The organism is Halomonas halmophila (genome assembly GCF_006540005.1).
GTDB lineage: Bacteria > Pseudomonadota > Gammaproteobacteria > Pseudomonadales > Halomonadaceae > Halomonas > Halomonas halmophila.
In genome coordinates, this window is record NZ_BJOC01000039.1 from 12230 (window position 1) to 34379 (window position 22150).

22 protein-coding genes are annotated in these 22150 nt (G+C 64.8%); 14 read left to right on the forward strand and 8 right to left on the reverse strand.

The annotated features are described in order from the left end of the window. On the forward strand, positions 1–1824 hold the full coding sequence (locus tag HHA01_RS12900) for an aminopeptidase P family protein (protein WP_141321355.1): 1824 nt from the start codon (positions 1–3) through the stop codon (positions 1822–1824). 157 nt (positions 1825–1981) lie between these two features. Here HHA01_RS12900 and glnG read toward each other — a convergent pair whose 3' ends face one another. The 4 genes from glnG to glnA form a co-directional block, all read right to left on the reverse strand. After that, positions 1982–3388 carry a nitrogen regulation protein NR(I) gene (glnG, locus tag HHA01_RS12905; RefSeq protein WP_141321357.1) on the reverse strand — a complete coding sequence of 469 codons (1407 nt, stop codon included), beginning with the start codon at positions 3386–3388 and terminating at the stop codon, positions 1982–1984. Then, positions 3381–4427 (reverse strand): nitrogen regulation protein NR(II), encoded by a 1047-nt coding sequence (gene glnL / locus HHA01_RS12910; RefSeq protein ID WP_141321359.1) that lies wholly within the window; start codon positions 4425–4427, stop codon positions 3381–3383. Before glnL ends, glnG begins: the two co-directional genes overlap by 8 nt. Positions 4428–4669: 242 nt before the next feature. Then, positions 4670–5248, reverse strand: a complete 579-nt coding sequence (locus HHA01_RS12915) for a DUF4124 domain-containing protein (RefSeq protein ID WP_141321361.1) — start codon at positions 5246–5248, stop codon at positions 4670–4672. 182 nt (positions 5249–5430) lie between these two features. Further along, a complete protein-coding gene (glnA, locus tag HHA01_RS12920; protein WP_141321363.1) occupies positions 5431–6837 on the reverse strand; it encodes a glutamate--ammonia ligase in 1407 nt (468 codons plus the stop codon). A gap of 584 nt (positions 6838–7421) precedes the next feature. On the opposite strand from glnA, the gene typA reads away from it, so the two are divergent. Then, positions 7422–9269 (forward strand): translational GTPase TypA, encoded by a 1848-nt coding sequence (gene typA, locus HHA01_RS12925; RefSeq protein ID WP_141321365.1) that lies wholly within the window; start codon positions 7422–7424, stop codon positions 9267–9269. Positions 9270–9307: 38 nt separating this feature from the next. On the opposite strand, the gene HHA01_RS12930 is transcribed toward typA, so the two are convergent. Both HHA01_RS12930 and HHA01_RS12935 read right to left on the reverse strand, forming a co-directional pair. After that, positions 9308–9484, reverse strand: a complete 177-nt coding sequence (locus HHA01_RS12930; protein WP_218023812.1) for a BBE domain-containing protein — start codon at positions 9482–9484, stop codon at positions 9308–9310. Beyond that, positions 9468–9779 (reverse strand): hypothetical protein, encoded by a 312-nt coding sequence (locus tag HHA01_RS12935; protein ID WP_141321369.1) that lies wholly within the window; start codon positions 9777–9779, stop codon positions 9468–9470. The genes HHA01_RS12930 and HHA01_RS12935 overlap by 17 nt, the downstream gene beginning before the upstream one ends. 132 nt (positions 9780–9911) lie before the next feature. Between HHA01_RS12935 and HHA01_RS12940 the strand changes: the two genes are divergently transcribed. The 7 genes from HHA01_RS12940 to HHA01_RS12970 all read left to right on the forward strand — a co-directional run bounded on the left by HHA01_RS12940 (position 9912) and on the right by HHA01_RS12970 (position 16365). Further along, entirely contained in the window at positions 9912–10184 is a 273-nt protein-coding gene (locus tag HHA01_RS12940) for a hypothetical protein (RefSeq protein WP_141321371.1), read from the forward strand. Between the two features lie 41 nt (positions 10185–10225). Then, on the forward strand, positions 10226–10552 hold the full coding sequence (locus HHA01_RS12945) for a hypothetical protein (RefSeq protein WP_141321373.1): 327 nt from the start codon (positions 10226–10228) through the stop codon (positions 10550–10552). Between the two features lie 257 nt (positions 10553–10809). Then, positions 10810–12255, forward strand: a complete 1446-nt coding sequence (locus tag HHA01_RS12950; RefSeq protein ID WP_141321375.1) for a sodium-dependent transporter — start codon at positions 10810–10812, stop codon at positions 12253–12255. Between the two features lie 120 nt (positions 12256–12375). Continuing rightward, the gene (locus HHA01_RS12955) at positions 12376–13146 is read left to right on the forward strand and encodes an ABC transporter ATP-binding protein (protein ID WP_141321376.1); all 771 of its coding nucleotides are present in this window, start codon (positions 12376–12378) and stop codon (positions 13144–13146) included. 138 nt (positions 13147–13284) lie between these two features. Next, the gene (locus tag HHA01_RS12960; protein ID WP_141321378.1) at positions 13285–13989 is read left to right on the forward strand and encodes an ABC transporter ATP-binding protein; all 705 of its coding nucleotides are present in this window, start codon (positions 13285–13287) and stop codon (positions 13987–13989) included. Between the two features lie 40 nt (positions 13990–14029). After that, on the forward strand, positions 14030–15037 hold the full coding sequence (locus HHA01_RS12965; protein WP_141321380.1) for a branched-chain amino acid ABC transporter permease: 1008 nt from the start codon (positions 14030–14032) through the stop codon (positions 15035–15037). Then, on the forward strand, positions 15034–16365 hold the full coding sequence (locus HHA01_RS12970) for a branched-chain amino acid ABC transporter permease (protein WP_141321382.1): 1332 nt from the start codon (positions 15034–15036) through the stop codon (positions 16363–16365). The genes HHA01_RS12965 and HHA01_RS12970 overlap by 4 nt, the downstream gene beginning before the upstream one ends. A 113-nt stretch (positions 16366–16478) precedes the next feature. Here the strand turns inward: HHA01_RS12970 and HHA01_RS12975 are convergent, their stop codons facing one another. Further along, positions 16479–17735: an ABC transporter substrate-binding protein gene (locus HHA01_RS12975; RefSeq protein ID WP_141321394.1), complete on the reverse strand. Its 1257-nt coding sequence runs from the start codon at positions 17733–17735 to the stop codon at positions 16479–16481. A gap of 178 nt (positions 17736–17913) precedes the next feature. Here HHA01_RS12975 and HHA01_RS12980 point away from each other — a divergent pair, with 178 nt between their 5' ends. Continuing rightward, on the forward strand, positions 17914–18690 hold the full coding sequence (locus HHA01_RS12980) for a dienelactone hydrolase family protein (RefSeq protein ID WP_174787736.1): 777 nt from the start codon (positions 17914–17916) through the stop codon (positions 18688–18690). A 34-nt stretch (positions 18691–18724) separates the two neighbouring features. Here the strand turns inward: HHA01_RS12980 and HHA01_RS12985 are convergent, their stop codons facing one another. Next, entirely contained in the window at positions 18725–19315 is a 591-nt protein-coding gene (locus HHA01_RS12985) for a DUF4202 domain-containing protein (protein ID WP_141321384.1), read from the reverse strand. 133 nt (positions 19316–19448) lie between these two features. Between HHA01_RS12985 and HHA01_RS12990 the strand changes: the two genes are divergently transcribed. The 4 genes from HHA01_RS12990 to HHA01_RS13005 all read left to right on the forward strand — a co-directional run bounded on the left by HHA01_RS12990 (position 19449) and on the right by HHA01_RS13005 (position 21543). Further along, a complete protein-coding gene (locus HHA01_RS12990) occupies positions 19449–20408 on the forward strand; it encodes a glycerophosphodiester phosphodiesterase (RefSeq protein WP_246053904.1) in 960 nt (319 codons plus the stop codon). A 155-nt stretch (positions 20409–20563) separates the two neighbouring features. After that, positions 20564–20992 carry a helix-turn-helix domain-containing protein gene (locus tag HHA01_RS12995; protein ID WP_141321388.1) on the forward strand — a complete coding sequence of 143 codons (429 nt, stop codon included), beginning with the start codon at positions 20564–20566 and terminating at the stop codon, positions 20990–20992. A 78-nt stretch (positions 20993–21070) separates the two neighbouring features. Next, the gene (locus tag HHA01_RS13000) at positions 21071–21253 is read left to right on the forward strand and encodes a type II toxin-antitoxin system RelE/ParE family toxin (RefSeq protein WP_141321390.1); all 183 of its coding nucleotides are present in this window, start codon (positions 21071–21073) and stop codon (positions 21251–21253) included. 8 nt (positions 21254–21261) lie between these two features. Beyond that, on the forward strand, positions 21262–21543 hold the full coding sequence (locus HHA01_RS13005; protein ID WP_141321392.1) for a HigA family addiction module antitoxin: 282 nt from the start codon (positions 21262–21264) through the stop codon (positions 21541–21543). Positions 21544–22150: the final 607 nt, after the last annotated feature.

Sequence of the window (22150 nt, forward strand, 5' to 3'; positions counted from 1 at the left end):
ATGTCCTCATCCAGTACCGACGCCGCGCGTCAACGCCTTAGCGCTCTGCGCGAGGCCATGCGCGAACACGCCATCGATGCCTGGTGGTTGCCGTCTTCCGACCCGCACAACTCCGAGTACCTGCCGGCGCACTGGGGCGGCCGCGCCTGGCTGTCGGGCTTCGACGGCTCGGTGGGCACATTGGTGGTGACGCAGGATCGCGCCGGCCTCTGGGTCGACAGCCGCTACTGGGTGCAGGTCGAGGCACAGCTGGCCGGCAGTGGCATCGAGCTGATGAAGCTCCACCCCGGTCAGGGCGACGCGCCGATCGACTGGCTGGCCGAGCAGCTGCCCGCCGGTGCCAGCCTGGGCTTCGATGCCCAGGTGGTCTCCCTGGCCAATGCCCGGCGGCTGGACGAAAAACTGTCGGCGGCGGATATCCGGCTGCGCAGTGACCTGGACCTGCTCGACGCCATCTGGCCGGACCGACCTGCCCTGCCCGAGGCGCCGCTCTATGCCCACGATCCCGCCTACCTGGATGAGAGCCGCGCCGAGCGTCTCGCCCGCGTGCGCGACAGAATGGCCGAGCATGATGCCGACTGGCACCCCATCTCGACGCTGGACGATATCGCCTGGCTGACCCAGCTGCGCGGTGACGATGTCGACTTCAATCCGGTCTTCCTGGCCCACCTGTTGCTCGGCCGCGAGAGCGCGACGCTGTTCGTCGCCCCCGGCAAGCTGGATGACACCCTGACACAGGCACTCGCCGACGATGGCATCCGGGTGGCGCCCTATGCCGACTGGACGGCACAACTCGCGGCACTGCCGGACGCCGCGCGCGTCCTGGTCGATCCGGCCCGCCTGACCCTGGGCACCCGCGAGGCCCTGCCCGGCACGGCCGATCTGATCGAGGCCTACCAGCCCAGCACTCTGCTCAAGGGGCGCAAGAGCGAAAACGACCTGAAGCACGTCCGCCAGGCCATGGAAGAGGACGGCGCCGCCCTGTGCGAATTCTTCGCCTGGCTGGAAGCGGCACTCGAGCGCGGCGAGACGGTCACCGAACTGACCGTCGACGAACAACTTACCGGCGCTCGCGCCGCGCGCCACGGCTTCGTCAGCCGCAGCTTCTCGACCATCGCTGCCTTCAACGCCAACGGCGCCCTGCCGCATTACCACGCCACCCCCGAGGCCCACTCGACCATCGAGGGCAATGGCCTGCTGCTGATCGACTCCGGTGGCCAGTACCCCGGCGGCACCACCGATATCACCCGAGTGGTACCGGTCGGCGAGATCAGCGCGGCGCAGCGCGAGGACTACACCCTGGTGCTCAAGGGCACCATCGGACTCTCCCGCAGCCACTTCCCGCGCGGCATCCCCTCGGCGCAGCTCGACGCCATCGCCCGGGCGCCGCTGTGGCGCACCGGCCGCGACTACGGGCATGGCACCGGGCATGGCGTGGGCTACTTCCTCAACGTCCACGAAGGCCCTCAGGTCATCGCCTGGCAGGCGCCCACGGCGCCGCACACCGCCATGCAGCCGGGCATGATCACCTCCATCGAGCCCGGTGTTTACCGCCCCGGCCAATGGGGCATCCGTATCGAGAACCTGGTGGCCAACCGCCCGGCGGTCGAAAGCGAATTCGGCGACTTCCTGTACTTCGAGACACTGACGCTGTGCCCCATCGACACCCGCTGCATCGAACCCAGCCTGCTCGACGCCAGCGAGATCGACTGGCTCGACGCCTACCACGCCGAGGTCAGCGAACGGCTCGCGCCCAAGCTCGAGGGCGAGGCCCTGGCCTGGCTGGAGAAGCGTACCCAACCGCTGGCACGCCAACAGAAGTAGCGAGAAACGAGCAGGATGGTGGCCCCGGCCGCTCAGCCATCAAGCCGGGACGAGAGGCGTGAGGCGTGAGGCGTGAGGCGATCGGGATGGTGGCTCCGGCCGCTCAGCCTCCCAAACCTCCCGCATGACGCGCGGTTCGATTCTCGCAGCTCGTGGCTCAGTCCTCCGCCATCTCCGGCAGCAGCGTCTTGAGCTTGCGGGTCAGGGTGTTGCGGCCCCAGCCGAGCAGCTCGGCGGCGTCGCCCTTGCGGCCGCCGGTGTGCTTGAGCGCGGTCTCGATGAGGATCTTCTCGAAGTCGGGCACGGCTTCTTCCAGCAGATGGGTGTGGCCGGCCGCCAGGGCGCGGTCGGCCCAGTCACGGAAGGCGACGCGCCAGTCCCCGGAGACGCCGACGCTCTCGGCATCCCGCAGTTCAGGGGGCAGGTCCTCGATCATCACCTCGCGCCCGGAGGCCATCACGGTCAGCCAGCGGCAGGTGTTTTCCAGCTGGCGCACATTGCCTTGCCACGGCAGGCGGGTCAGGTGCGCCTCGGCTTCCTCGGTCAGCACCTTGGTGTCCGTCGACAACTCCTTGGCCGCTTCGATCAGGAAGTGCCGAGCCAGCCGCGGAATGTCCTCGCGCCGGTCGGCCAGCTTGGGCAGATGCACGCGGATCACATTGAGGCGGTGGAAGAGGTCCTCGCGGAAGCGCCCTTCATTGACCAGTTCCTCGAGGTGCTGGTGAGTCGCCGCGATGATGCGCACATCCACCTTGACCGGGGTGTGACCGCCGACCCGGTAGAACTCGCCATCCGCCAGCACGCGCAACAGCCGGGTCTGGGTCTCGGCCGGCATGTCGCCGATTTCATCGAGAAACAGGGTGCCACCATCGGCCTGCTCGAATCGCCCCTGGCGCTGCGCCGTGGCGCCGGTGAAGGCGCCCTTCTCGTGACCGAACAGCTCGGATTCGATCAGATCCCGCGGAATCGCCGCCATGTTCAGGGCGATGAAGGGCTTGCTGCCGCGCGGGCTGTGCTGGTGCAACGCCTGCGCCACGCGCTCCTTGCCGGTTCCCGACTCGCCGTTGATCAGCACCGTGATGTGCGACTGCGCCAGCCGGCCGATGGCGCGAAAGACCTCCTGCATGGCCGGGGCCTCGCCGATGATCTCGGTCTCCAGCCCCTCGGGGGGCGTGACCGGGCGCTCGCGCTCCCGGGCATGGGCCACGGCACGCCGCACCAGGGCCAGCGCCTCGTCGACATCGAAGGGCTTGGGCAGGTACTCGAAGGCGCCACCCTGGTAGGACGCCACGGCACTGTCGAGGTCCGAGTGCGCCGTCATGACGATCACCGGCAGGTCCGGATGGGATTCGCGCACCCGCGCCATCAGGTCCAGGCCATCGATGCCCGGCATGCGAATGTCGGTCACCAGCACATCCGGCGGGTCCTCGAGCAGGCGGGGCAGAACGTTATCGGCACGCTCGACGCACTCGACCTCCAGATCGGGCTGCGCCAGCGCCCGCTCCAGCACCCAGCGGATGGCGCGGTCGTCGTCGACGATCATGACGCGAGCGACTTCACTCATGAGGTTTCTCCAGCGGAATAAGCAGGCGGAATTCGGTATGGCCGGGCGCGGAATCGCACTCGATCAGCCCGTGATGGCGATGCAGGACCGACTGGGCAATCGACAGCCCCAGCCCACTGCCCTCGGCGCGCCCCGAGACCATGGGATAGAAGAGGGTTTCGCGCAGCCGATCCGGAATCCCCGGACCGTTGTCGATGATGGTCACCTCGCAGACCAGCCGATGGCGCTCGGCGCCCAGGGTGAACTGGCGACGCGCCCGCGTGCGCAGCATCAGGCTGGGCGCCGGTACCGCAGACTCGGTCATGGCCTCCACGGCATTGCGCGCCACATTGAGGATGGCCTGGATCATCTGCGCCTCATCCCCCGAGAGTTCCGGCAGGCTCGGGTCATAATCGCGGATGATGGTCACGCTCGGATGCTCGACCACCAGCAGCGAGCGCACTCGCTCCAGCGCCTTGTGGATGTTCAGCGGCGCATGCCGCTCGACCTGGTTCGGACCCAGCATGGCATCCACCATGTCGCGCAGGCGGTCGACCTCCTCGATGATGATTCGCGTGAACTCCGTCAACTGCGAGCCTTCGAGGTCGCGCTCGAGCAACTGCGCCGCCCCGCGAATTCCCCCCAGCGGGTTCTTGACCTCATGCGCCAGCCCCCGCGCCAGCACCTTGATGGTCTCCTGCCGTGTCTGCAGGGCCTCCTCCCGCGAAATGCGCAGCAGGCGGTCACGCGGTTCGATCTCCAACAGCAGCTCGTCCGCCGTCAAGGGGGTCACGGTGTAATCCACGGTCAGCATGTCACCGGTCGCCAGCGTCAGGCGTGCCTCGCGCTGGGTGAAGGGGTGAAACTCGTCACGCGCCTTGGCCAACAGTTCGCCGATGTCGGCCTCACTGGTGATCAGGTCCGGCAACGCCTGGCCCTGCACCCGCATATGGCTGAGAGCCAGCAGGGCCTCGGCGGCCGGATTCATCCATTGCAGCCGCAGCTCGCCGTCGAGCAGCAGGACGGCAGTGGTGAGATGTTCCATCAAGCGTTGATACATGGACGGTCCCGAGGTGCGCGAAGAAGAAGTTCCGGCCGGGGCCAGGCCATCCCGGGAGACGCCTGACCCCACAGGGAGAGATCGTTGCAAAAAGCACGCCATGTCACCGGCGCCGACACATGGGCCCCGGCGCATGACGGCATCTCACACTATGCACCATTTTAGTGCACAAGCATGGTGCATGCACACGGCTGGAGAAGCCCGTGCGCCCCCCATGCACGCCCAGCGAGCAGGCTGCGACGTCAGTCGCGGGAAGCGGCAGCAGGCCGATTGACGCTGGCGCGGCGCACATGCAGCGTCACTGCCGGAGTGCGGCGCAGCACCTGTGCTCCTTGATCGAGCAGCTCGGCCTGTAGGCGGTGACGGCCCCGCGCCAGATTGGTGAGCGGGATGGCCGGCTCACGCGTCGCGCTGCCGACGAGTTCCCCATCGAGGCGCAGGCGCCACCGATGCCCCGCCCGCAGGGCCGGACGAATGGCCAGGCGCACCTGCACATTACCCGCGGCACCGGTGGGCAGGGTGCTCTCGTCGGCAGGCGCGGCGATCGCGAAGGTGGTATAGGCCGGCGGCGCAGCATCAGACTGACCCGGCCCGACGCCCCTTCTCGTTGGCGCGGCCCGGTCCACGGTCGACGCCCCCGGCAGGGCCGGCACCACGCTGATCGGCGCCAGCTCGACGGGCTCACCGCCGCTGGCCGGATCATCCGAGTAGCGCACCCTCCCCTGGTCATCGGTCGCGCGATACAGCGTCTCGGCGGACACGACCAGGGGGAGGATGAGGGTCAGGCAGAGCGCCAGGCCCCGCAGGCCATTGCGGGTCATGATCAGGCTCCCGGCGTTCTCGACGCCGACATGGGCTCACGCCCCGACTATAGATCAGCGCCGCGGCGTTCGCCGGGCCGTGCCCAGCGGCCTGCCCGCATCGCCGGCACCACTGGCCGGTGACGTAGCAAAAAGGGCACGCCCGCAGGCGTGCCCTTGTTGATACCGGGGTCGGCCTCGCCTCAGCAGCTGTAGTACATGTCGAACTCGACCGGATGCGTCGTCATGCGCAGGCGCTCGATGTCCTCGGACTTGAGCTCGATGTAGGCATCGATCATCTCGTCGGTGAAGACGCCACCCTCGGTGAGGAAGCTGCGGTCGGCATCCAGTGCCGCCAGCGCCTGATCCAGGCTCTCGGCCACGGTCGGGATGGCCTTGCCTTCTTCCGGCGGCAGGTCATAGAGGTTCTTGTCCATGGCATCGCCGGGATGGATCTTGTTCTTGATGCCATCGATGCCGGCCATCAGCATCGCCGCGAAGCACAGATAGGGGTTGGCGGTCGGGTCCGGGAAGCGAAGCTCGACGCGCTTGCCCTTGGGGCTGGCGGTATACGGGATGCGGATGGAGGCGGAGCGGTTACGGGCGCTGTAGGCCAGCATCACCGGCGCCTCGAAGCCCGGCACCAGACGCTTGTAGGAGTTGGTCGAAGCGTTGGCGAAGGCGTTCAGGGCGCGTGCGTGCTTGATCACGCCGCCGATGTAGTACAGCGCCATTTCCGAGAGGCCGGCGTACTCGTCACCGGCAAACTGGTTCTGGCCGTCCTTCCAGAAGGACTGGTGAACGTGCATGCCGCTGCCGTTGTCGCCCACCACCGGCTTGGGCATGAAGGTCGCCGTCTTGCCGTAGGCGTGAGCCACGTTGTGCACCACGTACTTCATTTCCTGAAGTTCGTCGGCCTTCTTCACCAGGGTGTTGAACTTGACGCCGATCTCGTTCTGGCCGGCGTTGGAGACCTCATGGTGATGCACTTCGACACTCTGGCCGATGGCCTCCAGGGTGTTGCACATGGCACCCCGCATGTCATGGAAGCTGTCGACCGGCGGCACCGGGAAGTAGCCGCCCTTGACGCGCGGGCGGTGGCCCATGTTGCCGCCCTCGACGTGGCGATCGGTGGCCCAGGCACCTTCCTCGGAGCTGATCTTGTACATGGCGCCTTCGATGTCGGCTTTCCAGTGCACTTCGTCGAAGATGAAGAACTCGGGCTCCGGGCCAAAGAAGGCGGTGTCGCCCAGGCCCGAAGACTGCAGATAGGCCTCGGCACGCTTGGCGATGGAACGCGGGTCGCGCTCATAACCCTGCATGGTGGCAGGCTCGATGATGTCGCAACGCAGGACCAGGGTCGCGTCTTCGGTAAAGGGATCGAGATAGCCGGTACCGTCTTCCGGACGCAGGATCATGTCCGACTCGTTGATGCCCTTCCAGCCGTTGATGGAGGAACCATCGAACATCTGGCCGTTCTCGAAGAACTCTTCGTCGACATCCCGAGACGGGATGGTCACGTGCTGTTCCTTGCCTTTGGTATCGGTGAAGCGCAGGTCGATCCACTTCACATCGTGCTCTTCAATCAGGGCGAGAGTCTTGTCAGACATGAGGTCCTCCACAAATGAGCTTGGCTCGTTAACTCTGAAGCGTATTCAAAGCGTCCTGGCCGCTGGCCGGGCAGCCATTGTTGTAGCACGCAGTGGTGCAGCTGCCTACAACCGCCAGGACGACCATGGCGTTTGCAATGATGAAGCAGAAAGCGTGCCAAAATGGCGCACGCCACACCGATGAAAAAAATAACCACATGATATCAAAGGGAAAAATTTATATCCCGCGATGCCCCACATGAATGCCGCGGCCGATATCCCCCGCGTCAGGGGCATCCAGGGCCCGTTTCAGCGAACCAAAACAGGGCACGAAACACCCTGACGCACCAGAAAGGTGCGCCACAGTGACTCGCTCGCGTCCCGGCACTCGACCGGCCAGGCCAGCCGCCCGCACTTCGCTCTCACGCCCTTGCCAACCCCACCGTGGCGCGCCTTGTACCCGGCCCGCCGCGCGTATCACACAAATACGCTATTACCTGGCCGGCCTAGCCTGTACAATGCGCGCCCTAAACTTCCCTGCCCCGCGCCTAGGGTACTGAACACAACGTGTACATAGGTGCGTACAAACTGGCGATCCACACCCTATGAGCACGAACGCAAGTTCCAACATCGCGAACCTTCGCAACATTGCCATCATCGCTCACGTCGATCATGGCAAGACCACCCTGGTCGACAAGCTCCTCCAGCAGTCCGGCACCCTGGACCGCAAGGCGGAAGCCCAGGAGCGCATCATGGACTCCAACGACCAGGAGAAGGAACGCGGCATCACCATCCTGGCCAAGAACACGGCCATCCGCTGGCATAGCCCGGAAGACCGCGACTACCACATCAACATCGTCGATACGCCGGGACACGCCGACTTCGGCGGCGAGGTCGAGCGCGTGATGTCGATGGTCGACTCGGTGCTGCTGATGGTCGACGCCGTCGATGGCCCCATGCCGCAGACGCGCTTCGTTACCCAGAAGGCCTTCGATCAGGGCCTCAAGCCGATCGTCGTGGTCAACAAGATCGACCGCCCGGGCGCGCGTCCGGACTGGGTCATCGATCAGATCTTCGACCTGTTCGACAACCTGGGCGCCAGTGAAGACCAGCTCGACTTCCCGATCATCTACTGCTCCGCCCTCAACGGCGTGGCCGGTGAAGAGCCGGACCAGCTGACCGACGACATGACCCCCATGTTCCGTGCCATCGTCGATATCGTCGAGCCGCCCAAGGTCGAGCGCGAAGGTGCCCTGCAGATGCAGATCTCGGCGCTGGACTACAACAGCTATGTCGGCGTCATCGGCCTGGGCCGCATCACCCGCGGGGCCATGCGCCCCGGCCAGCAGGTCAGCGTGGTCACCAAGGAAGGCAAGGAGCGACGCGGCAAGATCGGCCAGGTCATGACCCACCTGGGCCTGGAGCGTGTCCAGACCGAAGAGGCCACCGCCGGCGACATCGTCTGCCTCACCGGCATCGAGAACCTGGCCATTTCCGACACGATCTGCGACCCGAACAACGTCGAGGCCCTGCCGGCCCTGACGGTCGACGAGCCGACCGTCTCCATGACCTTCCAGGTCAACGACTCGCCGTTCGCCGGCCGGGACGGCAAGTTCGTCACCAGCCGCAACATCAAGGAGCGCCTCGAGCAGGAGCTGATCCACAACGTGGCGCTGCGTGTCGAGCAGGGCGACAGCCCCGAGAAGTTCGTCGTCTCCGGGCGTGGCGAGCTGCACCTGGCCGTGCTGATCGAAAGCATGCGTCGTGAAGGCTTCGAACTGTCGGTGGGCCGCCCCGAGGTCATCATCCGCGAGATCGATGGCGTCAACCAGGAGCCCTACGAAGAAGTCATCATCGACTGCGAAGAGCAGCACCAGGGCGCCATCATGGAAGAGCTCGGCTACCGCAAGGGCGAGCTCAAGAACATGCATCCCGACGGCAAGGGTCGTGTGCGCCTCGACTTCAGCATCCCGGCACGCGGCCTGATCGGCTTCCGCGGCCAGTTCCTGACCCTGACCTCGGGCACCGGCATCCTGACCAGCCGTTTCGACTGCTATGGTCCGCTGCGCCCCGAAGCCTCCGTCGAGCGCCGCAACGGCGTGCTGGTGTCCATGGTCAGCGGCAAGGCCCTGGCCTATGCCCTGTTCGCCCTGCAGGATCGCGGCAAGCTGCTCGTCGAGCACGGCACCGAGGTCTACGAAGGCATGCTGATCGGCATCAACAACCGTGCCGAAGACATGGTGGTCAACCCGACCAAGGCCAAGAAGCTCGACAACATGCGTTCTTCCGGCAGTGACGAAGCCCTGGTGCTCACACCGCCCGTGCGCTTCACCCTGGAGCAGGCCGTGGAATTCCTCGACGACGACGAAATCGTCGAGGTCACCCCCAACCACGTCCGCCTGCGCAAGAAGCTGCTGTCCGAGAACGAGCGCAAGCGCTCCAAGAAGAACTGAGCGCCATCCGGCCTTTCGGCATCACGCCAAGCCCACCCTCAGCGGTGGGCTTTTTGCTGGCTGGTCGTGTCTGGCCGGATGTTCTGGTTGACGCGGAAGGTGTTGTCCGGATCGTAGCGCCCCTTGATCCGCGCCAACCGCGGATAGTTGGCGCCATAGGTCGCCTGAATGCGCTCGCTGCCCTCGTCCATCATGAAGTTATAGTCGCACCGCATCATCCGGCTCCGCGGTATAGCGCTGCAGCTGCTCCCACCACACCACCTGGTCAGCCGCTTCGCGGGGTGACATCAGCCGGGCGAAGACCTCACGAATGGCGCTGTTGGGGTGGCCCCAGCCGACTTCGATCAGCTGCTCCAGTGCGCGGGCCTCATCGGACTGCTGTTGGTTGACGCCCGCGGAATAGGCGCCATGGGCATAGGCATTGTAGAGAATCAGGTGACTGACCCGCTCGGGATAACGCGCGGCATAGGCGATGCGGACACTGTCCGACGTTGTGCAAAAATTGATCACCTGCCTCATATACTGAGGCTTGCGTATCCCCTGACGACTTGCGAAATGCCCCCCGCCAACAGGCAGTCGTCGCGACGACTGCCGAATGATAGGCTGAAGGTTCCTTACTCACTGCGATGGAGTGACACTCAGATGGCCGATTTTTCGCTCAAACCCGTTGAGGCACCCGACAGCAATGCCAAGAAGCTGCAGGAAGGACAGGAGTTCTTCGTGCAGGACAACCTAGGGCGCGTGCTCAACTGCCGCGTCACCGAACGCCTGCCGGACGGCAAGTTTGTCGCCGAGATTCTCGGCCTGGGCGGCGCAGGCGCCAAGTCCGCCAAGGAGCTGATCGGCGAAACCATCACCGTCGGCTGGGAAGAGGTGCGCTTCGACGCCCCACCCGGCGTGACCACGGTGCAGTAAGCGCGCCACGCCCAGATAACCCTGACACACGAGGTACGCTCATGCACAAACACATCGAGTGGGACCAGCCGGGTGACAAGAGCGTGCTGCGCTACTTCGCCGACCACCCGGACGACTTCCCCGAGCCGCATGTCGGCAGCATCATCTCGGGGCTGTACAAGGGCGCCACAGTGCGGGTTCGCGTGGAAGCCCGACTCGACGACGGCACCAACATCGGCGACGTGGTGGCCCTGATCGCCTCCGCCGACGGCAAACGCCAGCAGAGTCTCGGCGACCTTTCGGTAGGCGATACCGTGCGCCTGCCCGATAGCGCGCGCGCCCTGGAACCCGGCCACCCCCAGGCAGACGACGAGGAAGCGGAAGACTGATCCGGGGCGCCATTGCCAGTCGTTCGCCCAACGACGCCTAAACGCTCGCACACTAGCCAGGTAGCACCTCGATGGCGCAGAGTTGACGCCGATGCGGCAAAGCAGCAAAGTGCGGCATCTTTCAGCCTGGGAACTTGCGGCACACGGGACGAGGCCAGCCTCGAGCCCGATGGCCGAGCACCAGCAGCGACTCATACCGAACGCCTGACGCAGCAGGCGGCAGCGGACCGAAGCGACACGGCAATGGCAGGACCTCCATGAGCACGAACAACATCTGGACGCACAAGGGGACCTTCCTGTTGGCCGCCGTCGGCTCGGCGGTCGGGCTGGGCAACCTGTGGCGCTTCCCGTACCTGGCCGGCGAGAACGGCGGCGGCGCCTTCCTGCTGATTTACATCGTCACGCTGTGCATCGTCGGCGTGCCCATCCTGATCGCCGAGATCCTGCTGGGACGCAGCAGCCGGCGCAGCCCGATCATGGGCATGCGCTTTCTGAGCCGCACCCACAACGCCTCGCGGGCCTGGGAATCGATCGGCTGGTTGAGTGCCGCCGCGGCCCTGATCATCCTCAGCTTCTACTCGGTAATTGCCGGCTGGGCGCTGCACTATACCTGGCGCATGCTGACCGGTGCGCTGGCCAACGCCGATGCCGAGCTCGCCTCCAGCAGCTTCCAGAGCCTGCTCGCCTCGCCGTCGCTGCTGACGCTCTATCACACTCTGTTCATCGCCGCCTCGGGGCTGATCGTCGGCCTTGGCGTACATCGCGGCATCGAGAACGGCCTGCGTTTGATGATGCCGGCCTTGCTGGCCATTCTGGTGGTGATCCTCGCCTACAGCGTCATGCACGGCAACATGCCGGCGGCGGTCGATTTCCTGCTGACCCTGCAGTTGAGCGACCTCAGCTTTGAAGGCTGGCTGGCCGCCATGGGCCAATCCTTCTTCACCCTGAGCCTGGGCATGGGCGCCCTCATGGCCTATGGCGCTTACATGCCCGGTGAGATCTCGCTGAGCCGCACGGCACTGGCCATCGTGGTCATCGATACCGTTGTGGCCCTGATCGCCGGCCTGGCCATCTTCGCCCTGGTCTTCGGCGCCAGCCTGGATCCCGCCGAAGGCCCGGGCCTGATGTTCATCACCCTGCCGCTGGCCTTCGTCGAAATGCCGGGCGGCTCGCTGGTCGGTGCGGTCTTCTTCATCCTGGTACTGGGTGCCGCGATCAGCTCGGCCATCTCGATGATCGAGCCGGTCGCCGCCTTCCTGGTCGAACGCTTCGACCTGACCCGGGCGCAATCCGTGACGGCCATGGTGATCGCCAGCTGGACCCTCGGTCTGCTCACCGTCTTCAGTTTCAACGTCTGGTCCAGCGACAGCCCCTTCCACGACCTCCTGGGCATCAACGCTTTCCAGCTGATGGAGCTGCTCACGCATATCCTCATGCCGCTCGGTGGCCTGATGGTCGCGCTCTTTGCCGGCTGGGCGTTGACTCATGGTGAAATCATGAAGGAATTGCGGACCAGCGAAGGATGGCTGCACACCTGGCGCTTTCTGGTACGCTTTATATCGCCGGCAGCGGTGGCGTTCGTCTTCCTGCGCGCCATCCCGCAGATTGACGGCTATCTGCTGCCCCTGATCGGTGCCACAGTGATCGTGGGGGCTTTTGCCGCCAGTCGTATCATGCGGGCGGAACACCCGCGCAGCCGCTGAGCCCTCAGGACCGGGTGGCGACACCACTCCGCCGGGGCACGCAACACCGAGCCGTGAACAACAAGCCATGGCGTGATCCGCCATGGCAAAACAATGAATGACACAGACGGAATCCCCACCATGTCTGCCATCATCGACGTCCACAACGTCAACAAGGCCTTCGGCGGCCTGCAGGTCATCGACGACTGCTCGATCCAGGTCGGCCGAGGCTCCGTCACCGGGCTGATCGGCCCCAATGGCGCCGGCAAGTCGACCCTGTTCAACATCATCGCCGGCGCCCTGCCGCTCGACAGCGGCCGGGTCGAGCTGGAAGGCGAGGACATCACCAACCGCCCCGCCAACGAACTCTTCCACAAGGGCCTGCTTCGCACCTTTCAGATCGCCCACGAATTCGCGCACATGACGGCACTCGAGAACCTGATGATGGTGCCGCCCCGTCAGGCCGGCGAGAACCTCTTCAGCACCTGGTTCAAACCCGGCACCGTGGGCCGGGAAGAAGCCGAGGTACGCCGCCGCGCCCACGAGGTCATCGACTTCATCGGCCTGCATCACGTGCGCAACGAACTGGCCGGCAACCTCTCCGGCGGGCAGAAGAAACTGCTCGAACTCGGCCGCACCATGATGACCGATGCCAAGGTCGTGCTGCTCGACGAGATCGCCGCCGGGGTCAACCGCACCCTGCTGGGCGACCTGATTCGCAACATCGAGCGTCTTAACCAGGAGATGGGCTACACCTTCCTGGTCATCGAACACGACATGGACATGATCGCGCGCCTCTGCGATCCAGTGATCGTGCTGGCCCAGGGCAGCGTGATGGTCGAAGGCACCATCGAACAGATTCGCAACGATCAAAGAGTGATCGAGGCCTACTTCGGTGCCAATGTGGCCTGAACGCGAGTCCGACCTCGGCAGCTCATGAACAACAAGGGGGCAACACGGAAATACTGACTGGCTAGCCCGGCCCGGCAGCCACCAGGCACAGGCACACGGCCTTATTTCCGCAGCCTCGTACGCAGAGATCCAAACCTTATGCCTCTACTCGACGCACGCGACGTGCATGGCGGCTACGGCGGCATGAACATCCTCAACGGGGTGAACATGGCCATCGAGGCCAGCGAGGTCGGCGTCATCGTCGGCCCCAACGGCGCCGGCAAGTCGACCATGCTCAAGGCCATCTTCGGCCTGCTCACGGTCAACCAGGGCGAAATCCTGCTCAACGGCGACCCCATCCACAACCTGCCGCCCAACAAGCTGGTACGCCGCGGCATGGGCTTCGTGCCCCAGGAGCACAACGTCTTTCCGAGCATGACGGTGCAGGAAAACCTGGAGATGGGCGCCTACCTGAAGCCGGACAACGTCAAACGCATGCTGGAACGCGTCTACGAGTTCTTCCCGCCCCTGCAGGAAAAGCGCCACCAGCCAGCCGGCGAGCTTTCGGGTGGCCAACGCCAGATGGTGGCCATGGGCCGTGCCCTGATGCCCGAGCCCGACCTGCTGCTGCTCGACGAACCGACCGCCGGCCTCTCGCCGCTGTACATGAACGAGATCTTCGAGCGGGTCAAGGAAGTCAACGCCGCCGGCGTCGGCATCCTGATGGTCGAGCAGAACGCCAAGCAGGCGCTCGCCATCGCCGACAAAGGCTTCGTACTGGCCGCTGGCCAGAACCGTTTCACCGATACCGGCGCGGCCCTGCTGGCCGACCCGGATGTCGCCAAGAGCTTTCTGGGCGGCTGAGCCTGGCTCGGCATCGACGGAACCATCTGGAGGCTGTGCCTTGAACGAACTCATCTTCTTCATCAACTACGTGGTGATCTCCGGCAGCGTGTCCGGTTCGATCTATGCCATGGGTGCCGTGGGCGTAACGCTGATCTTCAGCATCATGCGCTTCGCCCACTTCGCGCATGGCGACATGATGACCTTCGGCGCCTTCATGGTGCTGCTGCTGACCACCCTCTTTCCGCAGGCCGGTGCGGCCATCGGCATTCCCACGCCGATTTTGCTGATGCCGCTGGCCATGGCGCTGACCGCCGGCCTGGCGGTGGGCATCGACCGCACCTTCTACAAGCCGCTGCGCGCCCATGGCGTCAAACCCATCGTCATGGTCATCGCCTCGCTGGGCGTGACCCTGATGCTGCAGGGCCTGATCCGCCTGTTCGCCGGCACCGGAGGCTCGAGCCTGTACGTGGATGACCGCAAGGAAATCTTCCGCCTGCCGGTACCCATCGAAAGCGTGCGAGTGCCCGTGGTCATCACCGAGCCGCAGCTCTACCTGTTCGGCCTGACCATCATCAGCGTCATCGGCCTTCACCTTTTTCTCAGCCGATCGCGGCTCGGCAAGGCCATGCGCGCCATGTCCGACAACCCTGACCTGGCCCAGGCCTCGGGCATCAACACCAACACCATCGTCGCGGTGACCTGGATGCTCGCCGGCGGCCTGGCGGCCATCGCCGGCACCCTGCTGTCGCTGGATGTCACCTTCAAGCCCGACCTCAGCTTCTTCCTGCTGCTGCCAATCTTCGCCGCGGCCATCGTCGGTGGCGTCGGGCATCCCTTCGGCGCCATTGCCGGCGGCTTCGTGGTCGGCTTCGCCGAAGCCCTGGCAGTCTTCAATTGGGGCCTATTGTTGCGTCCCTTCCGCGATAGCTTGCCCGAGTGGCTGGAACTGCCCAGCAACCTGGCCTTCGTCGGCACCGAGTACAAGATCGTGGTGCCCTTCTTCATCCTCGTCGCCATCCTGGTGTGGCGCCCCACCGGCATCTTCAAGGGCAAGGTGATCACATGACACAGTCACATCACACAGAACCTTCCCCGGAACCTCAACAAGCCGACAGTGTCGCGTCGCCGCGGCGCTTTCCGCTGCGCGAAACGGTCCTCTTCCTGGGCCTGCTGGGCGTGGTGCTGTGGGTCTACGCCACCATGGGCGCCGCCTACGGCACTCGCATGCTGGTCGAATCCGCCTGTTACGCCATACTGGCCCTGGGTCTGACCATCCAATGGGGCTATGCCGGCCAGTTCAATGCCGGCGTGATGGGCTTCGTCGCCCTGGGCGGCTTCTGCGCCATGTTCTTCAGCATCCCGGTCAATGACGCCTTCTGGAACAGCGAACTGCCCGGCGAACTGGGCAAGGCGCTGCTCTACATGGTCGGCGCCTTCGTGTTGGTGGTGGCTGCCACGCGTCTGAATCGCATCGGCGTGCCTAGGCCGCTGCGCACGACCATCGCCGTCATCCTCGGCGTCGTGCTTTACCTGGTGGTGATCAGCAACTTCCGTGAGGTGGCCGGCCAGATCGAATCCCAGGCCGGCTTCATCGGCGGCATGAACCTGCCGGTCTGGTTCGGCTGGATCATCGGCGGCGCCCTGGCCGGTGGCGTCGGCTACTTCATCGGCCACGTCTGCCTGGGCCTGCGCAGCGACTACCTGGCCATCGCCACCATCGGCATCGCCGAGATCATCAAGGCGTTTCTCAAGAACGCCGACTGGCTGACCCGTGGCACGGCCACCGTCTCGCCCCTGCCATGGCCGGTGCCGGAACCGAGCGAGGTCGGCTTTACCCTGGCACGTGCCATATACCTGTCGGTCACGGCCGTGATCATTGCGGTGATCTTCTTCCTGCTACACCGTGCCTACAACGCCCCCTGGGGGCGCATGATCCGCGCCATCCGCGATAACGAAGTCTCGGCCGCGGCCATGGGCAAGGACATCAACAAGCGCCGGCTGGAAATCTTCGTGCTGGGTTGCATCCTGATGGGTATCGGTGGCGCCGTGCTGGCCAGCTTCAACAGCCTCTTCGACCCGGTGGGGTACCTGCCGCTCAACCACACCTTCCTGGTGCTGGTCATGGTCATCCTCGGCGGGCCGGGCAACAACCTGGGCACCATCTTCGGCGCCGTGGCGGTCTACATCATCTGGATCATGTCCGGGCCGCTGGCCCTGAGCCTGATGGAGTGGGCGGCCAATGCCGGAGCGGGGGTGTTCGGCTGGGATGTGCCGACCAACCTGGACAGTCGCGCCTTGCAGGCCAGGGTGTTCGTCATCGGCTTGCTGATCAGCCTGGTGCTGCGCTTCGCACCCAAGGGCATGCTGCCCGAGAAGGTACGCCACCACGGCTGATTCAGGGCTGCATACCTGCAAAAACAAGGGCCCCGGTCGTATGACCGAGGCCCTTGAGGTTTCCCAGCTAGCGCGAAAGCGTTGCCAAGAGGAGTATGGCTCAGCTTACCGGTTCAGGAACCGGTATCCTGTTCGCCCCCTTCACTGCCACCTTCCGCACTTTCGGGCTTGACCTGGCCCTTGCTGACGAAGGAGCCGTCCTCGACGGCCATCTCGACCACCACGCCAGGCACGTCGCCGCTCTTGTCGAACTCATGCGTACCGGAGGCGCCTTCGTAGTTGACCTCGGTGCCCGCCGCGATCAGTTCCTTGGCCTTCTCCCACTCGCCCGGCAGGACGACCTCACCCGGCGCCGAAGCAACACTGCGCAGAGCCTCGGACAGCCCCTCGCGCTCGGCGTTGCCGTTCTGCTCGATGGCCAGGCCCAGCAGGAAAGCGGCATCGTAGGCCTGGGCGGCAAACACCGCGCTCGGGTCGACATCGGCCGCCTTGGCCGCCTCGTTGAAGATCTCGGTACCTGGGAGGTCCGGGCTGCCCGGCCGCGTGGCGATCATGCCCTCCAGGACATCCGCGCCAATGGCATCGACCAGGCTGTCGCCGACCATGCCATCCGCCCCGATGTACTGGGTAAACATGCCGCTCTCGTAAGCCTGGCGCATGACCGTCTGGCCCGAGGTATCGGCATAGGCCAACACCACCAGGTTGGGCACACCGGTGGCAGCCAGCTTACCCAGCTCCGCCCGGTAGTCCGCCCGGTTATCCGTGTGGGGCACGTTGGCCGCCACCGTACCGCCCTCTTCCTCGAAGGCGGTGGTGAAGGCTTCCGCCAGACCACTGCCATAGTCGTTGTTCACATAGGTGACCACGACTTCCTCGATGCCCTTGTCCATCAGCAGCTTGGCGAGCATCCTGCCCTGGAAGGCATCCGACGGCACGGTGCGAAACACCAGGTCGTTGTCTTCGATATTGGACACGGCCGGCGCCGTGGAAGCCGGAGATACCATGGTCACGCCACCCGGCACGGCCGCATTATTGGCCGCCGCCACGGTGGCGCCGGTGCAGAGGGCGCCGACAATCGCCGTTACATTCTCGGTGTTGACCATGCGGTCCGCCGCGTTGGAGGCCGCCGAGGCATCCGAGCAGGTGGTATCGCCGGTGGGCATGACGATGTCCTGGCCATCCAGCACACCGCCCTGTTTATTGATCTGCTGAACCGCCAGCTTAGCACCATTGAAGATCGGCGGCGTCAGGCTCTCGATGCCCCCGGTGAAGCCACCCAGAAAGCCGATCTTGACCTCTGCCTGGGCCATGCCCGTGAACGCCACGGAGGAGGCCGCTACTGCCATCGCTAGAACGCGTTTTTTCATGATTGTTGGTCTCGTTTCAGGTTGCACAGGAATACACCTACCTAATCTGGAAGGAAGGGCCACAAAACTCAAGCCATGGCTGCCAACGGTAGGCACAAGGCCGCGCCATGGGTCTACACTCTCATGCACAGCCCGCTCCTCGTCCCTGCGGCGCTGGCCCACCATTACCGGGAGACCGACCATGATCCACCGCACCCCCTGTCACGGCGCGCGACTGATGCTCGGCAGCCTGCTGCTCGCCAGCCTCAGCGGCACCGCCATGGCCGACGCGAGCAGCGGCCAGACGATCGACTACCAGCAAGGCGGCGACACCTTCAGCGGCTACCTTGCCAGCGCTCCGGACGAAGCCCGCGGCACCGTGCTGATCATCCACGACTGGGATGGCCTGACCGACTACGAGCGCCAGCGCGCCGACATGCTCGCCGCCCAGGGCTATGACGCCTTCGCCGTCGATCTCTACGGCAAGGGCAACCGTCCGGTGGAAACCGACGCCAAGAAGGCCGAGACCGCCAAGCTCTACGACGACCGCGAACGCATGCGCCAGCTGACCCTGGCCGGCCTGGAAGAAGCCCGCCAGCAAGGCGCGGCGCGGCCCACCGTGGTCATGGGCTACTGCTTCGGCGGCGCCGTGGTGCTGGAACTGGCCCGCTCCGGACAAGCCGAAAACGTGAACGGCTACGCCACCTTCCACGGCGGCCTGGGCACCCCCGAGGGTCAGTCCTACCCGGCCGACATGCCGCCCCTGCTGGTCGCCCATGGCGGCGCCGACAGCTCCATCTCCATGGAGGACGTCGCCACGCTATCCGAAGAGCTGGAAACCGCCGGCGCCACCTACGAGATCGAGGTCTACTCCGGCGCCCCCCACGCCTTCACCGTGCTGGGCAGCGACGCCTACCAGAAACGCGCCGATCAAAAATCCTGGGCCGCCTTCCAGACCCTGCTCGACGAGGCGCTGTAAGCCAAGCACCCGACGAGGACCGACAAGCCAGGGCTCACGAGGCCAGTGCCGCCTCGACGAGCTCCCTGGCTTCCTCGCTCATCGGCAGGCCCAGCGCCAGCTCGCGTGCCTGCGGCGACATCTTGCCCCAGGTCTTGCGCACAATGCGGATCAAGTGGTCACGCTCCACCTGCTGCGAAAAGTCCGCAAAGTAATTTTCCAGAAAGACCAGACAGGCGCAGTCTTCCACAGCCTGGGTCCCGGCCTCCCGACCCAGCCCCTGCTTGCGGATCATGCGCGCCACCTGCTCGGCACTCTGCTCATCGAAGCCGGCCTCGCGCATCAGCCGCGCCGTGATCTCGCCGGCACGCTTGCCCTGATCGCGCCGCCAGGTGAGATACCCGACCCGACCTTGCTCATATTCATCTCGCGGCACCTGCCAGCGCTGCAGGTGCTGGCCACGCACCGCCAGCTGCACCAGCTCATCCGGCGCCGCCTCCAGCCGCTCCAACCAGGCACTCATGCGCCCGGCGTGCCATAGCTCCTTGGGCAAGGACTGCCCCTCGACCTCCACCCGGCGCGGATCCTCCGCGTGCAGGGCATCAAGCGCCTCGAGCGCTCGCTGAGCTTCCGCGGATACTGCCATGACGGCCTCCCTCGATCGGTTCTAAACGGCAATGCCGCCATCTAAACACAGCACGCCCCGAAGGGGGTCGATTTGCAGGGCCGCAGCAGGCCGGTTAGGTTATTGCACGAATATTCAACAAAGGAATACCACCTTGACTCACCTTCGTGCCCTCTCCTCCAGCCTCGTACTGCTCGGCACCACCGGCCTCCTGGCCCCCATGGTCGCCCAGGCCCAGAACGGCGCCCTGGCCCAACAGCGCCAGGACCTCCAGAACTTCCAGGTCATCGCCCACCGCGGTGCCAGCGGCCACGCCCCGGAACACACCTGGCACGCCTACGACAAGGCCGTGGCCATGGGTGCCGACTACCTGGAGCTGGACGTTCACATGAGCGCCGACGGCCACCTGATAGCCATTCACGACACCAGCCTGGAGCGCACCACCGACGGCCAGGGCCCGGTCAAGGAGCACGACCTCAGCGAACTCAAGACGCTCGACGCCGGCAGCTGGTTCAACGCGGCCCACCCCAAACACGCCGACGACGCCTACCAGAACGCCCGGCTGCTGACCCTCGACGAAGTGATCGAACGCTACGGGCAGGACGTGCGCTACTACATCGAGACCAAGTCTCCCGAAGACTACCCCAAGCTGCAGAGCGCCCTGGTCAGCAAGCTCGAGGCCGCAGGCCTGGTGCAGGCCGGCTCGGTGGTCATCCAGTCGTTCAGCCAGCCCAGCCTGCAGGAAGTGCACGGCCTCAACCCCGATATCCCCCTGGTGCAGCTGCTCTGGTACTCCCCCGGCGATGACGGCAGCCTCGAGGAATGGACCGGCGTGACGCCCGCCCCCGCCGAAATCACCGACGCCGATTTCCAGGCCATCGCCGACTACGCCGTGGGCGTCGGCCCCAACTACCAGTACGACGGCCAGACCGTCATCGACGAGAGCTTTATCAAGCAAGCCCACGCCAACGACCTGCTGGTGCACAGCTACACCATCAACGACCAGGCCAGCATGCGCCAACTGCTCGACTGGGGCGTCGACGGCCTGTTCACCAACTTCCCTGATCGCTTGGAGGAGGTGCTGGCAGACAGGCAGGAAACAGGAAAGGACTAACCCATAACTCGCTTGTCGGCATCGTATAAAGCCAGAAACCGCCATATCTAGGACTCAGGTGGCAATAGAAGCAGAGCCGTACACATCCGCGCCAAGCGGGTCTATATTCGTGTCATGCTCGATCACAGCGTGTACGGCAACGGGGGGGCTGACCCATGAGCGCCATTCTTGATCAAGCGGCCATGCATTGGCCGCATATCGCGCCCCTGCTCACCGAACCCGAGAACGAAGAGGGTTACGACGCCAAGGTTGAGGCGCTGGATGCACTCCTCGACATGGTGGGCGATGATGAAGATCACCCGCTGGCGGGCCTAGCGGCACGCTTGGGCGACATCATCGAAGCCTACGATGAAGAGCATCGGCCGATGCCAGAAGCTTCCAGCGTTGACGTGCTCCGTTACCTCATGGAATCGCATGGGGTGACGCAGCGCCATATGCCGGAAATCGGCCCCCAACCCGTTGTATCCGCCATCCTGGCTGGCAAGCGCTCCCTGAACTGGCGCCAGATCTGCGGGCTATCCAAACGTTTCGGCGTGCCAACTGATGCCTTCAAGGAACCGTATCGTTCTGAGCACCATCGTTGATGCCATCCGAGCAATAGTAGCGTTAACCACCCAGTGGCGTCGGCGATCGCGCAGCCCCACGCCAACGACAAGGCCAGCATGCGCCAGCTGCTCGACTGGGGCGTCGACGGCTTGTTCAACAACTTTCCTAACCGGTTAAGGGAAGTGCTGGAGGTAGTGTTGAGCGGACACTGGACCATCACCGTCAATGGGAACTGGCGACTCACCTTCACCTTTGATGGCGAAGACGCCATCTTGGTGGACTATCAGGATTACCACTAGGAGGTCGCATGAACCGCATGCACAACCCCGCGCATCCCGGCGCCGTGCTGCGCGAGTACATCGGCGACATCTCGGTCACCGAAGCCGCCAGGCGCTTGGGCATAACGCGCGCCGCGCTGTCTCGCATCCTCAACGGTAACGCCGGCATTTCAGCCGACATGGCGCTACGCCTTGAGCAGGCGCTTGGCACCAGCGCAGAGATGTGGCTGGAGATGCAGCTCAAGTACGAGCTCTGGCAGGCAGCACAGCAGCCGCGTGCCCGGGTCACACCTTTACACGCCGCGGGGTGAGACCTCACTCCACACAATCATCACTCTTTGACGCTACAGCCAGTCCTTCTCCTGGATCATACCCGGATACCGGCATAAGTTTCCCCGGGAGCGGGAGAGACCAACATGCGCTTGTACCCACACTTCTTGCTGATGTTCTATGCTGGCAATGATCTTGTCCTGGGCATGGCTGCCGACCCCTTCGCGGATATAGGCGTTGATGAGGGCTAGCGCGGGTGCCTCCCGCGCGGCAAGCTCCCCCTTTGCTACGTTCTTCCTTACTCTCGCCAGCTAGCCTTGCGCCCCGACAGTCATCTCGGCATATGCTTCCATCACACGGCGTAAGAGACCAATATTCGTCTGATGTGTCCTACGCAAGCAGCGTGAGGCATCTGGGGATGGCGAACCAGCCTTGCGCCGTGCCTTGCGTGTGCCCCCTCTCATAGCGCTTCGCCATGTGGGCTTAGTTCTAGACGAAGCAGCCTCTACTACCATAGCTACCTGCAGTACTCGTGGCTGCTTGCGCGGCAGCGAACGGGCAACGTCGAGCATCGCGAGGCTTATCCACTTTCTAAGCTGCCTGGGCGGCAGCGAACCTTCCCTGCGCGAAGCCAACCGGGAACTGAAA

Bases quoted from the DNA above. Each gene is read 5' to 3' on its own strand.
- HHA01_RS13000 (WP_141321390.1), top strand. From the start codon at position 21,071: ATGCGCCAGCTGCTCGACTGGGGCGTCGACGGCTTGTTCAACAACTTT.
- HHA01_RS12985 (WP_141321384.1), bottom strand. From the start codon at position 19,315: ATGGCAGTATCCGCGGAAGCTCAGCGAGCGCTCGAGGCGCTTGATGCC.
- HHA01_RS12955 (WP_141321376.1), top strand. From the start codon at position 12,376: ATGTCTGCCATCATCGACGTCCACAACGTCAACAAGGCCTTCGGCGGC.
- glnG (WP_141321357.1), bottom strand. From the start codon at position 3,388: ATGAGTGAAGTCGCTCGCGTCATGATCGTCGACGACGACCGCGCCATC.
- HHA01_RS12900 (WP_141321355.1), top strand. From the start codon at position 1: ATGTCCTCATCCAGTACCGACGCCGCGCGTCAACGCCTTAGCGCTCTG.
- HHA01_RS12930 (WP_218023812.1), bottom strand. From the start codon at position 9,484: ATGCGGTGCGACTATAACTTCATGATGGACGAGGGCAGCGAGCGCATT.
- glnA (WP_141321363.1), bottom strand. From the start codon at position 6,837: ATGTCTGACAAGACTCTCGCCCTGATTGAAGAGCACGATGTGAAGTGG.
- HHA01_RS12970 (WP_141321382.1), top strand. From the start codon at position 15,034: ATGACACAGTCACATCACACAGAACCTTCCCCGGAACCTCAACAAGCC.
- glnL (WP_141321359.1), bottom strand. From the start codon at position 4,427: ATGTATCAACGCTTGATGGAACATCTCACCACTGCCGTCCTGCTGCTC.
- HHA01_RS12980 (WP_174787736.1), top strand. From the start codon at position 17,914: ATGATCCACCGCACCCCCTGTCACGGCGCGCGACTGATGCTCGGCAGC.
- HHA01_RS12915 (WP_141321361.1), bottom strand. From the start codon at position 5,248: ATGACCCGCAATGGCCTGCGGGGCCTGGCGCTCTGCCTGACCCTCATC.
- HHA01_RS12940 (WP_141321371.1), top strand. From the start codon at position 9,912: ATGGCCGATTTTTCGCTCAAACCCGTTGAGGCACCCGACAGCAATGCC.
- HHA01_RS13005 (WP_141321392.1), top strand. From the start codon at position 21,262: ATGAACCGCATGCACAACCCCGCGCATCCCGGCGCCGTGCTGCGCGAG.
- typA (WP_141321365.1), top strand. From the start codon at position 7,422: ATGAGCACGAACGCAAGTTCCAACATCGCGAACCTTCGCAACATTGCC.
- HHA01_RS12960 (WP_141321378.1), top strand. From the start codon at position 13,285: ATGCCTCTACTCGACGCACGCGACGTGCATGGCGGCTACGGCGGCATG.
- HHA01_RS12950 (WP_141321375.1), top strand. From the start codon at position 10,810: ATGAGCACGAACAACATCTGGACGCACAAGGGGACCTTCCTGTTGGCC.
- HHA01_RS12995 (WP_141321388.1), top strand. From the start codon at position 20,564: ATGAGCGCCATTCTTGATCAAGCGGCCATGCATTGGCCGCATATCGCG.
- HHA01_RS12945 (WP_141321373.1), top strand. From the start codon at position 10,226: ATGCACAAACACATCGAGTGGGACCAGCCGGGTGACAAGAGCGTGCTG.